The 13409-nt window shown below is 63.9% G+C and carries 12 protein-coding genes; 4 read left to right on the top strand and 8 right to left on the bottom strand.

Features of this window, described 5'->3' with window-relative positions; translation table 11 throughout:
• Window positions 1-362: 362 nt before the first annotated feature.
• Together scpA and AAG821_RS01180 are read left to right on the top strand one after the other, a co-directional pair.
• A complete protein-coding gene (gene scpA, locus AAG821_RS01185) occupies window positions 363-2516 on the top strand; it encodes a methylmalonyl-CoA mutase (RefSeq protein WP_341908818.1) in 2154 nt (717 codons plus the stop codon).
• A gap of 17 nt (window positions 2517-2533) precedes the next feature.
• A complete protein-coding gene (locus tag AAG821_RS01180; protein WP_341908820.1) occupies window positions 2534-2938 on the top strand; it encodes an MAPEG family protein in 405 nt (134 codons plus the stop codon).
• A gap of 3 nt (window positions 2939-2941) precedes the next feature.
• On the opposite strand, the gene AAG821_RS01175 is transcribed toward AAG821_RS01180, so the two are convergent.
• Window positions 2942-3328: a response regulator gene (locus tag AAG821_RS01175; RefSeq protein ID WP_341908822.1), complete on the bottom strand. Its 387-nt coding sequence runs from the start codon at window positions 3326-3328 to the stop codon at window positions 2942-2944.
• A gap of 150 nt (window positions 3329-3478) precedes the next feature.
• On the opposite strand from AAG821_RS01175, the gene AAG821_RS01170 reads away from it, so the two are divergent.
• Together AAG821_RS01170 and AAG821_RS01165 are read left to right on the top strand one after the other, a co-directional pair.
• Window positions 3479-5377, top strand: coding sequence for a PAS domain S-box protein (locus AAG821_RS01170; protein WP_341908824.1), 1899 nt, complete (start codon window positions 3479-3481; stop codon window positions 5375-5377).
• Window positions 5378-5615: 238 nt separating this feature from the next.
• Window positions 5616-7079 carry a CHAD domain-containing protein gene (locus AAG821_RS01165; protein ID WP_341908826.1) on the top strand — a complete coding sequence of 488 codons (1464 nt, stop codon included), beginning with the start codon at window positions 5616-5618 and terminating at the stop codon, window positions 7077-7079.
• A 2-nt stretch (window positions 7080-7081) separates the two neighbouring features.
• Here the strand turns inward: AAG821_RS01165 and AAG821_RS01160 are convergent, their stop codons facing one another.
• From AAG821_RS01160 to AAG821_RS01130, 7 genes are all read right to left on the bottom strand, one after another.
• Window positions 7082-7906, bottom strand: coding sequence for a phosphodiesterase (locus AAG821_RS01160; RefSeq protein ID WP_341908828.1), 825 nt, complete (start codon window positions 7904-7906; stop codon window positions 7082-7084).
• Between the two features lie 17 nt (window positions 7907-7923).
• Window positions 7924-8970: an ABC transporter ATP-binding protein gene (locus AAG821_RS01155; protein WP_341908830.1), complete on the bottom strand. Its 1047-nt coding sequence runs from the start codon at window positions 8968-8970 to the stop codon at window positions 7924-7926.
• Window positions 8963-9775 carry an ABC transporter permease subunit gene (locus AAG821_RS01150; RefSeq protein ID WP_341908833.1) on the bottom strand — a complete coding sequence of 271 codons (813 nt, stop codon included), beginning with the start codon at window positions 9773-9775 and terminating at the stop codon, window positions 8963-8965. Before AAG821_RS01150 ends, AAG821_RS01155 begins: the two co-directional genes overlap by 8 nt.
• A 10-nt stretch (window positions 9776-9785) precedes the next feature.
• The gene (locus tag AAG821_RS01145; RefSeq protein WP_341908834.1) at window positions 9786-10604 is read right to left on the bottom strand and encodes an ABC transporter permease; all 819 of its coding nucleotides are present in this window, start codon (window positions 10602-10604) and stop codon (window positions 9786-9788) included.
• 72 nt (window positions 10605-10676) lie between these two features.
• Complete coding sequence (locus AAG821_RS01140; protein WP_341908836.1) at window positions 10677-11687, bottom strand: extracellular solute-binding protein; 1011 nt, start codon at window positions 11685-11687, stop codon at window positions 10677-10679.
• 2 nt (window positions 11688-11689) lie between these two features.
• Complete coding sequence (locus AAG821_RS01135) at window positions 11690-12502, bottom strand: DeoR/GlpR family DNA-binding transcription regulator (RefSeq protein WP_341908838.1); 813 nt, start codon at window positions 12500-12502, stop codon at window positions 11690-11692.
• A gap of 142 nt (window positions 12503-12644) precedes the next feature.
• Entirely contained in the window at window positions 12645-13355 is a 711-nt protein-coding gene (locus tag AAG821_RS01130) for a response regulator transcription factor (protein WP_341908840.1), read from the bottom strand.
• Between the last annotated feature and the right edge of the window lie 54 nt (window positions 13356-13409).

Raw genomic sequence — 13409 nt, 5'->3', positions numbered from 1 at the left:
ATTTCCTGTGCGCATGTTGCTATAATGTTCCAGTGCCAGTTGCGACTGTCGCAGCTTTCAGTCTGTTCAAGCGATTTCAATCACTTAACGACCCTGCGAAGCGGAATAAGACGGAATTAGCATCGCATAAGAGGAAATAAGGGTCGAATAAGCCGGAATAAGCCCCGGATAAGCGGGATGAAGGCTCAGATACGCCGTTCGGAGGCCCGGTTCAGCGATTTTGCCCCTTCCGCTCCGGCTGGCAGGGGTATGATTGATCTATAGGCCGGCCTGAATTTGACAGTCCCTCAAAGCCCGGCATACTGGCTTTTGCACCGCAGCATGAGTTTGCGGCAACAAGCGTAAACGGGTGGACGTAAGAGATGACCGGCAAAGAGATCCCCTTCCCCGAAGCCTGGGCGAAACTCGCGCAGAAGGAACTGGGCGAGAAGCCGCTGGCCGATCTGGTCTGGACCACGCCCGAGGGCATCCCGGTCAAGCCGCTCTATACCGCCGCCGATCTCGAAGGCCTCGAAGGCCTCGACAGCCTGCCGGGCCTCGCGCCGTTCACGCGCGGCGTGCGCGGCACCATGTACACCAACCGGCCCTGGACCATCCGGCAATATGCCGGCTTCTCCACGGCGGAAGAATCCAACGCCTTCTATCGCAAGAATCTCGCCGCCGGCCAGCAGGGCGTTTCCGTCGCCTTCGATCTCGCCACCCATCGCGGCTATGACAGCGATCATCCGCGCGTGGTCGGCGATGTCGGCAAGGCCGGCGTGGCGATCGACTCTGTCGAGGACATGAAAATCCTGTTCGACGGGATTCCGTTGGACAAGATGAGCGTGTCGATGACCATGAACGGCGCCGTGCTGCCGGTGCTGGCCTGCTATATCGTCGCCGGCGAGGAACAGGGCGTCAAACCTGAGCAGCTCTCGGGCACCATTCAGAACGACATTCTGAAAGAGTTCATGGTGCGCAACACCTATATCTATCCGCCCGCGCCCAGCATGCGGATTATCGCGGATATCATCGGCTTCACGGCGACGAAGATGCCGAAGTTCAATTCGATCTCGATTTCCGGCTATCACATGCAGGAAGCCGGCGCCACCGCCGTGCAGGAGCTGGCCTTCACGCTGGCCGATGGCAAGGAATATGTGCGCACCGCCATTGCCAGCGGGCTGGATGTCGATGCCTTTGCCGGGCGGCTGTCCTTCTTCTTCGCCATCGGCATGAACTTCTTCATGGAGATCGCCAAGCTGCGCGCTGCGCGCCTCTTGTGGACGCGCATCATGCAGGAGTTCAAGCCGAAAAAGGCCGGCTCGCTGATGCTGCGCACGCACTGCCAGACGTCCGGCGTCTCGCTCACCGAGCAGGACCCCTATAACAACGTGGTGCGCACCGCGATTGAAGCCATGGCGGCCGTGCTCGGCGGCACCCAGTCGCTGCACACCAATGCGCTCGATGAAGCCATCGCGCTGCCGACCGAATTCTCCGCCCGCATCGCGCGCAACACCCAGCTGATCATCCAGGACGAGACCTACGTCACCAAGGTGGTCGATCCGCTCGCCGGCTCCTATTACGTCGAGGCGCTGACCCATGCGCTCGCCACCCATGCCTGGGCGCTGATCGAGGAAGTCGAAAGCATGGGCGGCATGACCAAGGCGGTCGAATCCGGCATGCCCAAGCTGAAGATCGAGGAGGCGGCGGCGCGCCGCCAGGCCCGCGTCGATCGCGGCGAGGATGTCATCGTCGGCGTCAACAAATACCGCACCACGCAGAATGATGTGCCCGACACGCTGGAGGTCGACAACACCCGCGTGCGCGACAGCCAGGTGGCGCGGCTCAACACCATCCGCAACACGCGCGACAAGGCGCGCGCCGAAGCGGCGATCAAAGCATTGGAAGCCGGCGCCGCCGGCACGACCAACCTGCTCGAACTCTGCGTCGAGGCGGCGCGGGCGCGGGTCACCGTCGGCGAGATGTCCGATGCGATGGAGCGCGTCTTCACCCGCCACCAGGCCACCGTGCGCTCGATTGCCGGTGTCTATGGCGCCGCCTATGCCAATGACGAGGGCTTCATGAAGATCCAGCAGGATATCGAGGCCTTTGCCGCCGAAGAGGGCCGCCGCCCGCGCATGCTGGTCGTCAAGCTCGGCCAGGATGGCCATGACCGCGGCGCCAAGGTGATCGCGACGGCTTTCGCCGATCTCGGCTTCGATGTCGATGTCGGCCCGCTGTTCCAGACGCCGGAAGAGGCGGCGAAAGACGCCATCGAGAATGACGTCCATGTGGTCGGCATCTCGTCGCAGGCCGCCGGCCACAAGACGCTGGTGCCGCAATTGATCGAGGCCCTGCGCAAGCAGGGGGCGGGCGACATCCTGGTCATCACCGGCGGCGTGATCCCGCCGCAGGACTACGACTTCCTGCGCAAGGCGGGTGTGGCCGGCATCTACGGCCCGGGCACGAATATTCCGCAGGCAGCCGCGGAAATCGTGAAACTGATTCGCCAGCAGCACGTTAAGGCTGCTGAGTAAACCGCAGAAAGTTTCACATGCTGCCGCCCTTTGCCATCACACCGCTTTATGCCGCGCTTTGCGGCCTGTTGCTGCTCATCCTGGGACTGGTGGTGATCCGCCTGCGCCAGCGCTATGGGGTCAATACCGGCGATGGCGGCCATGACGATCTGGCGCGGGCGATGCGCGTGCAGGCCAATTTCATCGAATATGTGCCGCTGACCCTGCTGCTGCTGTTCATGCTGGAGATGTCGCGGCAGCCGGCCTGGGCGCTGCATCTGCTGGGCGCCGGCCTGTTCGTCGGTCGTGTGCTGCATGCCTGGGGGTATCTCAGCAGCCCACGGCTCACCTTCGGCCGCATGATCGGCATCCTGCTGACTCTCAGCGTGCTGGGTGTCACGGCGCTGTGGCTGCTGGCCGTGGTACTGCAGCGCTACCTGTAGGCGTCAGCCGGACTTGCGCAGGTTTTCGCGCAGGGCGGCATCAACGGCAGAAATCAGGTCATCGCGCCGCACCGGCTTCTGCAGCACCAGATCGGCACCCAGCCGCTCGGCCATGCCCAGCAGATCGCCGGCGTCGATCCAGCCACCACCGGAAATCGCGATCACCGGCAGGCCGGGCCAGTGCTGCTTGGCCGCCCGCAAAACCTCAATGCCATCGCGCTGGGGCATCAGGATATCGGTCAGCACGATATCGATGCCACCCCGGTCCAGCACAGCCAGGCCCTGGTCGCCATTCCCGGCCAGCGCCACCTGATGGCCGTTGGCCTCCAGATGCGAGCGCAAAATTTCCCGGAATTCCGCGTTATCGTCGATTACCAGGATATGAGCCATGCGCGTGCTCCGGCCATGGTGGCGCCAAAAACGGCATTTTCCACGATATAAGCGAGACGACACCACCATTTTACCCGAGAATATGCGGGAATCGCTATATATTTGAGATTGTGCTTTTTCGCCGGTTTTCTGCCAATCGGGTAACACAGCATGAACGATGATCTGCTGAAGGCGGTTGTCGATACAGCCATCGATGGCCTGATCGTGATCGCGGCCGATGGCCGCATCGCCCTGTTCAATGCCGCCTGCGAGCGCCTGTTCGGCTACGCACCCGAAGAGGTGCTGGGCCGCAACGTGTCGATGCTGATGCCCGAGCCGGATCATTCGGCGCATGACGGCTATCTGCACAACTATCTCAGCACCGGCGAGAAGAAGATCATCGGCATCGGCCGCGAAGTGCGGGGGCGCCGCAAGGACGGCACGGTGTTTCCGTTTGAACTGGCGGTGGGTGAGTCGCAGACCGGGACTGGCGCGCGCATGTTTGTCGGCGTCATCCATGACTTGAGCAATTACAAGCGCAGCGAACAGGCGCGCCGCGAAAGCGAGGCGCGCTTCCGTCTGCTGGTCGATGCGATCACCGACTATGCGATTTTCCTGATGGATGCCGATGGTGTCGTGCTGTCATGGAATACCGGGGCGCAGAACCTGACCGGGTACACGCCCGAGGAAGCCATCGGCAAGACCCGCGACATGTATTACGTCGATGCCGAGCGGGTCGGGCAGGTGCCGCTCAATGCGCTGCTGATCGCCGCCGAGAAGGGCCGCTATGCCAACGAGGAATGGCGCGTGCGCAAGGATGGCAGCAAATTCTGGGCCAGCGTGGTGATCAGCGCCCTGCGCGATACCAGCGGCGAACTGACCGGCTTCGTCAATATCACGCGCGACATGAGCGAACGGCGCCAGGCCGAGGAGCTGCGCGACCAGCTGCGCCAGGCGCAGAAGATGGAAGCGCTTGGCCAGCTGACCGGCGGCATCGCCCATGATTTCAACAACCTGCTGGCCGTGATCGTCGGCAATCTGGAATTGCTGACCGACCGCACCACGGACAAGGAAAACCACCGGCTGATCGAACAGGCGCTGCGCAATGCCACGCGTGGCGCCGATCTCACCCGCCGCCTGCTCGCCTTCGGCCGGCAGCAGAAGCTGAAGCCATCACGGCTGGACATCAACGAGCTGCTTCTCGGCATGCTGGATGTGCTGCGCCGCACGCTGGGCGACAGCATCTCGGTACAGCCGGCGCTGGAACTCGATGTCTATATGGTGGAGGCAGATCCCAACCAGCTGGAAAATGCCCTGCTCAACATCGCGCTGAATGCCCGCGATGCCATGAACGGCGCCGGACAGCTCACCATCCGCACCGCCATTACACATCTGTCGGAACCGCGCGTGATGCCTACGCGCGTTGCCCCCGTCGGCACCTATGTGATGATCGGTTTGCGCGACACCGGCTGCGGCATGTCGCCCGATATTGCCGCCCGCGTCTTCGAACCCTTCTACACCACCAAGGAGGTGGGCAAGGGCAGCGGCCTGGGGCTGAGCATGGTCTATGGTTTCGTCGTGCAGTCCGGCGGCTTTATCGAACTCGACAGCATGCCCGGCGCCGGCACCGAATTCCGCCTGTATTTCCCGGCGCTCGAAGGCGACCGCCTGTCGGCGCGCCGGCCCGAAAACGAACCCGGCCGCCGCCTGATCCTCTGCGTCGATGACAATGCCGATGTGCGTGCCACCATGACGGCGCTGCTCGGCAGCCTGGGCTTTGCCGTGCTGCCGGCGGCAACCGCGGCCGATGCGTTGCAGGAAATGCGGCGCGGTCTGCCGATCGACCTGCTGCTCACCGATATCCAGATGCCTGGCGGCATGGGCGGCATCGAGCTGGCCGACCGCGTGCTGGCCAAGAAGCCCGGCATGCCGATCCTGTTCATGTCGGGTTCGGCGGGCGAGGACGAGTTGCGCCACACACGCTATTTCGGCATCTCGGAAATCCTGCCCAAGCCGGTGCGCAAGGCGGCGCTGGCCGAAGCATTGAAGAAGATGCTGGGCGAGATTTGAGTATTGCTGGGAAGGGGGAGGGCCGCCCGGCGATGCCGGGGGGATGGCGGGTACCGGACGGCCCTGCACAGGTCACGAATATAGTGACCTGCAAGTGGGGACACTCTGGTCTGAGAAAGCGGCAGAATTAGGGCGATTCCAAATGCATCCGGCGGATGCTGGTTTCGCAGAACTGTAACAATCGTAAACGCCTGTCCTGTTTGACTTTTTTCCAAAGGCTCCGATAGAGTCCGCCGCCATGAGCGAACCGCCCGCGCTGTTGCGTTTCGGCCTGGCCCCGGGCGGGCTGACGCTTGTGCGCCGCCATGCCCTGCTGGCCGGCAAACGCGGGCGCCTGCTGAAATCCTCGCTTGCTCTGCTCGACACCGTTGATCGCGGCTTTGCCTCTGCCGGCTGGCTCTGTCTCGCCATCGACGATGGCCATGGTCGCCGCATCGTGACGTTGCCGGTCGCCGGCCTGGCGCTGAAGCCGGCGCCGTCGCTGGATGCCGTCGACGATCTCGCGGTGCTGGCAGAGGGCACGCTGAGTGGCCAGATGCACACGCTCACCCGCGACGGCCAGGCGGTCATGCTGCAAAGCTACAAGGTGCAGCTGAAAACCCCCGCCAAACAGAGCGCGGCCTATGAAGCCCTCACCCTGCAGGCCGCGCCCGAGGCAGCGCTGACGGTCGATGCCATGGCGGCGGAGCTGCTGCGTGACCTGCCGCTGCGCTGGGGCGGTGTTGCACCGATGGTGCAGGCGGCCAGCAGCCTTGACCTGATCGAACCGCCGGCGGTGCGTGCCGCCGCGATCGATTTCGATCTGCCCGACGATGCCAGTGCGGCAGCGGTGTTTGCCGCCATCGGCCGCCATTGCCTGGCGCAGTTCGATGCCAATCTGCTGCCGGTGCTGCGCGATCGCGACCTGGAAGGCGTGCACCAGATGCGCGTCGCCCTGCGCCGCCTGCGCTCGGCCATCGGATTGTTCTCACCGCTGCTGCAGGACGATGCGCTGCAGCCGCTGCTGGAAGACCTGCGCTGGCTTGGCGCCCCGCTCGGCCGCAAGCGCGACCTTGATGTGTTTCTCACCGAGACGCTCAATCCGCTGCGTCGCCTGCCCGACGCGCCGAAAAGGCTGCAGCATCTCTCCACCATCCTGGAAGACCGCCGCGCTTCGGCGCAGGTCGCGCTCGACTCTGCCCTGCAGGCGCCACGGGTTGCCGTGCTGCGGCTCGGGCTGGAGAGTTTCCTCAGCGCCGTCGAACGCGGCGAGGCCACGGCGGTGAAGGATGCTGATATGGCTGCCGCACCGGCCGCCGGCTTTGCCGCCGCCGTGCTGCGCCGCCGCCGCAAGAAACTCAAGGCGCTGGGCAGCCAGCATGCCGAGCTGGATATCGCCGCCCTGCATGACCTGCGTATCCGCGCCAAGAAGCTGCGCTATGCCGCGGAATTCTTCCGGCTGCTGTTCCCGCACCGCAAGGGATCGCGCCGCTTCATCGCTGCCCTGGCGCACTTGCAGGATTGCCTCGGCATGCTGAACGATGCCGATGTGGGGGCGCGGCTGGTGCAGGATCTGCTGCCCGATGCCGCCAGGGATCCGGCGCCGGCGGCGATTGCCGCCTGGTTCGCCGGGCGCCAGCAGCTGCAGCTCGCGCAGCTGGGTGAGGCCTGGGACAGTTATGCGGTGATCAAGCCCTTCTGGAAGGGCCGCCGCGACAGCTGATTTCAGTCGATCAGCTTGCCATCCGGCCCATGGAAGGGATGCGGGCCGTCGTAATCGCCGATACAGGCGGTGTGGCTCACCAGCCGGCCATCGTTCCACCAGTGCAGCATGAAGCCCGGTGGTTCCATGGTGAAGCGGCTGGGGGCTTCGGCGTCGATATCCAGCGCCACCTGATGCGCCGGACTCGGGCAGGTCAGTGCCGTGCGGCCACCGATATCGGCGCGGATGGTGCGATGCAGGTGGCCGCACAGGATCAGCCGGATCTGCGGATGGCCGGCGACGATGGCTTCAAAGCCGGCAGCACCCTTCAGGCCGATCTTGTCCATATGGCCGATGCCGGTGGTGAACGGCGGGTGGTGCATCATCACCAGCGTCGGCGTGTCGGGACGCTGCGCCAGCGCGGCATCCAGCCAGCGCAGGCGGGTGTCGCACAATTCGCCGCCGCCCTGGCCGGGGATCAGGGTGTCGAGCCCGATGATGCGCAGCGGATAGTCGTCATCAATGGCAAACTGCAGGAAGCTGCCGCGGTCTGTCGGCAGATAGCCGCCATGGGCGAAGGCATCGCGCATCGCATCGCGCTCATCATGGTTGCCGGGAATGGCGATGATGCGCTGTTTCAACGGCGCCAGAATCGATTTCAGGTGATCGTATTCCTCCGGCCGGCCGAGATCGACCAGATCGCCGGTCAGCAGGATCAGGTCGGGCTGCTGCTTGAGGTTCTGGATTTCCGCCACACAGCGCGCCAGCATCGTTGCTGTATCGACCTTCTGATAGGCCAGCTTGCCGGGCAGCTTGATATGGGTATCGGTGATCTGGGCAATCAGCATGGGGGCACTCCTTACGCTTACAACACCAGCAGGCCGCGCGGATCGATCTGCAGCCCGACGGTTTCACCATGGGCAAAGTCGCGCCGTGCCGTGCTTTCCACCACCAGCGGCTGGGTCTCGCCCACCTCGACGAACAGCCGGGTGCGGTCGCCCAGATAGAAGGCGGCGGCCACGGTGCCGCGCAGGCTGCTGGCCTCGGCCGAGTCCGTAACATGGATATCCTCGGGGCGGAACAGCACCTCGCTGACATCGGCGGGTGCGGTGGCCCAGGGCATGTCGCCGGCGCGGCAGGTGAACACGCCGTTGCGCACGGCGCCGTTCAGGCGGTTCATGGTGCCGATGAACTCGGCGACGAAGCGCGTCGCCGGCTTCTGGTAGATGTCGCGCGGATTGCCGATCTGCGCCACGCGGCCATGTTCCATCACCACGATGCGGTCGCCCAGCGCCATCGCCTCGGCCTGGTCATGGGTCACATAGATGGCGGTGATGTTCAGCCGGCGCAGCAGGGTGTCGATTTCCAGCCGCAGGGTGTCGCGCAGCTTGGCATCCAGCGCGGTCAGCGGTTCGTCCAGCAGCAGGGCGCGCGGCCGTACGGCGAGCGCGCGCGCCAGGGCCACGCGCTGGCGCTGGCCGCCCGACAGCTGGTCGATGCGGCGGTCGGCCAGTTTCTCGATCCGCATCATGCCAAGCATCTCGCCGACGCGGGTGCGCAGATCGGCGGATGATTCGCCGCGGATCTTCAGGCCGTAGCCGATATTTTCCGCCACGCTCATATTGGGGAACAGCGCGTAGGACTGGAACACCATGCCGACATTGCGCTTCTCGATCGGCAACGACGTGATGTCCTCACCATCGAACAGCACGCGGCCGCCGGCATCGGGCTCTTCCAGGCCGGCGATGATCCGCAGCGTCGTGGTCTTGCCGCAGCCCGAGGGGCCGAGGAAGACGATGGTCTCGCCGGCATTGATCGAGAGATTGAGCGGCTCCAGCGCCCGGGTGCCATCGGCAAAGGTCTTGGCGCAGTTCTCCAGCGCAATCGACAGCGGCTTGTTCTTGTCAGTCATGGTGGTCGTCCTCGGCAACGAATTTGGTCTGGCGTGGCTGCGCGAAGGCCTGCAGGGCCAGCAGCAGCGGCACGATCATCAGGAAGAAGACCAGCGTATAGGCGCTGCCGATCTCCAGCCGCAGTGAGGCATAGGCATCGGCAAGACCCACCGGCAGCGTCTTGTTGAACGGCGTGTGCAGCAGCCAGGTCATGTTGAACTCGCCCATCGACAGCGTCACCACCATCAGCGAACCGGCGAGAATCCCGGTGCGACAGTTGGGCAGCACGATATCGCGGAAGCGGTCGATGAAGCCGGCGCCCAGCGAGGCGGCACCCTCTTCCAGTGTCTTCAAATCGATTGCCATCAGCACGGCCAGCACGCTGCGCACCATGAAAGGCAGGGTGAACAACACATGGCCCACCAGGATGAAGGCCCAGCTGGTGCGGAAGCCCGACAGGCTGCCATAGGTGACGATCAGCGCCAGCGCGGTGGCCAGGCCCGGCACGGCCACTGGCATCACCAGCAGCTCCTCGATGGCGCGCGTCAGGCCGCTCTGGCGCTTGGCCAGAACATAGGCGGTGGGGATGCCGATGATCAGCGTCACCACCAGGCAGGCCAGCGACAGGCCGATGGAGAGGAAGATGGTGTCGCGATAGCCGTCCCACACGGCATAGACCCAGCGCAAGGTGAGTCCGCTTTCGATGCCGACGAGATAGTTCACCGTCAGGCCCGCCAGGATGGAGAGGATCACCGGCACGATCAGGAAGGCGCAGACCAGCAAGGTGAAGCCGAGCTGCAGGGTGAAGAGCCATTTGTTTTTCATGGCGCGCTCCTCAGCCGGCTGCCGCGACGGTGGAACCCGCCGCCGTGCGCGCAATCGCCAGCACCACCCAGGTGACGGCGCCGAGCACGAAGCTGAGCGCAGCCGCCATGGCGATGTTCGCCGACAGCGTGAACTCGGTGTAGATCACCATCGGCAGCACGTTGATGCGGGTGGCCAGCGTGAACGCCGTGCCGAAAGCGCCGACGGCAGTGGCGAAGCAGATCGCCCCGGCCGAGATGAAGGCGGGCTTCAGCCCCGGGATGATCACATCGCGCACCACGCGCAGCGGCGAGGCACCCAGCGAGCGCGCCGCCTCTTCCAGCTTGGGGTCGAGCTTTTCGGCCGCCGCCATCACGGTAAGGATAGTGCGCGGCACCGAGAAATAGACATAGCCCATGAACAGTCCGGCCATCGAATAGGCGAACACCACCTTGTCGCCGCTGACGAACTCGGTGATCTGGCCGATCAGGCCCTGGCGGCCGGCTAGCATGATGACCATGAAGCCGATGACGACACCAGGAAAGGCGAGCGGAAAGGTCAGCATCGCCACCAGCGCGGCATTGCCGGGAAATTTATGGCGCTGCAGGAACACGCCGGAAATGCCGCTGATGATCAGCGTCACCACCGTGGTGGCCGAGGCGACGCCCAGAGTGGCGAGCAGGCTGTTGAAATAGTTCTTGTCGGTCAGGATCGCGGCATAGGCGCTCCAGCCGGTCTTGCCGCTGCCGCCGATGACGAACAGCTCGGCCATCGGAATGAGGAAAAAGCCGGCGAAGAAAATCCCGGCCGGCAGCAGCAGCAGAATCAGTCGTTGTGTTTCCCGGCGCATGGTTGCGTGCCGTTTCCCCGCGGTAAAAAATGGCGGAGCAGCCTGATGCCGCTCCGCCAGACGTTTCTTGTCTCAGTTCACTTCGTTCTTGTAGCGCTCGACGATCTTGGCCTGCGCGGCGGCCAGCTTCTTCAGGTCGATCGGCTTGGCGCGGGCATAATCGGCATCGGGCAGGAACTTTGCCTTGGCTTCGGCCGACAGATGCTGGGCGAAGACCGGGCGCAGATAGGCATTGCCCCACATCGCCTGGCTTTCATCCGACAGCACGAAATCCAGCACCTTCTTGCCGCTCTCGGCATTCGGCCCCTTGTTGACCAGGCCCATCACATAGGGGAAGACCACGCTGCCTTCCTTGGGGATCACGAACTGCACCGGCGCCTTGTCGGTATACTGGCCGCGATAGGCGTTGAAGTCGTAATCCAGCAGGATCGGAATCTCACCCGAGATCACGCGGGCATAGCTGGTCTGCTTCGGCACGATCGGCTGGTTCTTGGCCAGATCCTTGAAATATTTGATCGCCGGATCGAGATTCTCGTAAGTGCCGCCCATGGCGAGATTGACCGCCATCACGCCCAGCTGGCCGACGGCCGCCGAGGTGGGATCGAGATAGCCGACCAGGCCCTTGTAATCGGGCTTCAGCAGGTCGGCCCAGCTCTGCGGCACCGGCTTGTTGCCCAGCGCCTGCTTGTTGACGAAGAAGCCGAGCGTGCCTGAATGGATGGTGAACCAGTTGCCATCGGCATCCTTCAGGTCGGCGGGGATCTTATCCCAGTTCTTCGGCTTGTAGGGCGTCAGCACGCCGGCATCCTTGGCCGGATCGGCGGCGATGCCGCCCAGATAGGTGACATCGGCGACCGGGTTGGCCTTCTCGGCGATCAGCGCCGCGATGGCCTGGCCGGAATTCTTGTTATCCGCCGGCACGGTGATGCCGAGCTTGGACTGGATCGCCTTCAGCTGCGAACCCCAGTCGGCCCATTCCGGCGGGCAGTTGTAGCAGATCGCGCGCTGCTGCGCCGATGCGTCGGCAATGCTGCCGAGTGCGGCGATGCCCAGCGCAGTCGCCAGTAGGATACGTTTAAACATGGTCAGCCTCTCCCGTTGGATGATGCAGTGTGGGTGGCGTCGTCAGACCAGACGACGAGACGGATGCCGGCTTCTTTCAACTGTCCGGCAATGGCGGGAGGCACCGGCCTGTCGGTGAAGACAGCCGTGGCCTCGGTGATATGGCCGCCGCGCACGGTGGCGTCGCGGCCGAATTTGGAATGGTCGAGCACCAGGAAACGCTGGCGGCAGTGCTGTGCCAGGCTGCGGCGCATCTCGACCTCGTCGAGACCGAAATCCAGCAGCGTGCCGTCCTCGGCGACGGCGCCGACGCCATAGATGCCGATATCGACGGAGAAGCGGCTGAAGAAATCCCGCGCTTCGGCGGCGACGACATCACGGTCCAGGTTGCGCAGGCGCCCGCCGGCAATGGTGATCTCGCAGGAGGGATTGCGCGTCAGCGCCATCGCCACATTCAGGTTGTTGGTCATCACCCGCAGGCCCGGATGATCGCTCAGCGCCAGCGCGCATTGCTCGGGCGTGGTGCCGATGCCGAAGAACAGCGTCGCATTGTCAGGCACGTTGCGCGCCACCAGTTCGGCGATGCGGCGCTTGGCCTCGATGTTCAGCACCTGGCGCGCGGGATAGGCGAGATTCTCGTCTTCGGGCGGCAGTTCGACACCGCCATGCTTGCGGCGCAGCAGCCCGCGATCGCACAGCAGGTTCACATCGCGGCGGATGGTCTGGGTGGTCTTGCCGAACTGGGCCGCCAGCGCCTCGATGGTCTGGTAGCCCTGGCCACGCACGAGATCGATGATCGCCCGCGCGCGGTCGTCGGCCGGTAATCCGGCGCCCATTGGTGTTTCCTGTCCCGTGCGGCTCGTCATGTTCATTTGAACATTGCCAGCCGCTTATTTCGTTCAAATGACCATCACATGAACATTTTGTGTCGTCAAATGAACATTATCCACAAGGGACGGGTCCAGTAAAATCAATGCGTTAGGATGCGGCCTCTTCGGTGGAGGTCTGAGCGTTTTCCAATCGCATCCGATAGCCGGTCTCTTCGGTCAGCAGGCGGCTGGGGTCGTCGGGCTGCGCTTCGATCTTTTTTCGCAGTCGCCAGATCAGTACGCGCAGGGCGGCGCGGGTCTGGGTGTCGTCCCGGCCCCACAACTCATTGACGATGGTCTCGAAGGGCAGTGTCTGTCCGCCGTGATCGAGCAGCATGCCGAGCAGGCGAAACTCCATCGCCGAGAGCCGCAGTGGCTTGTCCATGTGCCAGATCTGCGCGCGCGCGCGATCGAAGTAGAAATCCTCGTTATGCTGCGGCTTGTGCGTGGCCGTGCTGCGCCTCAAGGCTGCGAAGACGCGCGCGGCCAGCTCGGCGGGATCGAACGGCTTGATGATGTAATCATCGGCGCCGGCAACGAAGGTCTCGATCTTGCGGTCGCGATCTTCGTGGCCCGAGAGAATGATGATGGGGAATTTGGCCTGCTGCCGCATGGCCTGCAGTGCCGTCAGTCCACTCATGCCCGGCATCGACAGATCGAGAATGACCAGATCGACATTCTCTTTGCCGATCACGCGCAGGGCTTCCTCGCCGCTGCCGACTTCGGTATAGCGATACCCGACAGTGCCAATGGCGCTGCCGACCACCTCGCGTATGCGTGGATCGTCATCCACGATCAGGATGTGCTGGCGTTCTGGCATTTCCAATCTCTGCCCGCCTTATTTCTACTTTTGATCTCATCTGGCGGCGGTGAA

The organism is Ferrovibrio terrae, from assembly GCF_943372915.1.
GTDB classification, from domain to species: domain Bacteria; phylum Pseudomonadota; class Alphaproteobacteria; order Ferrovibrionales; family Ferrovibrionaceae; genus Ferrovibrio; species Ferrovibrio terrae_A.
The sequence above is the reverse complement of the archived record's forward strand: the minus strand, read 5'-3'. Positions and strand labels throughout refer to the sequence as shown.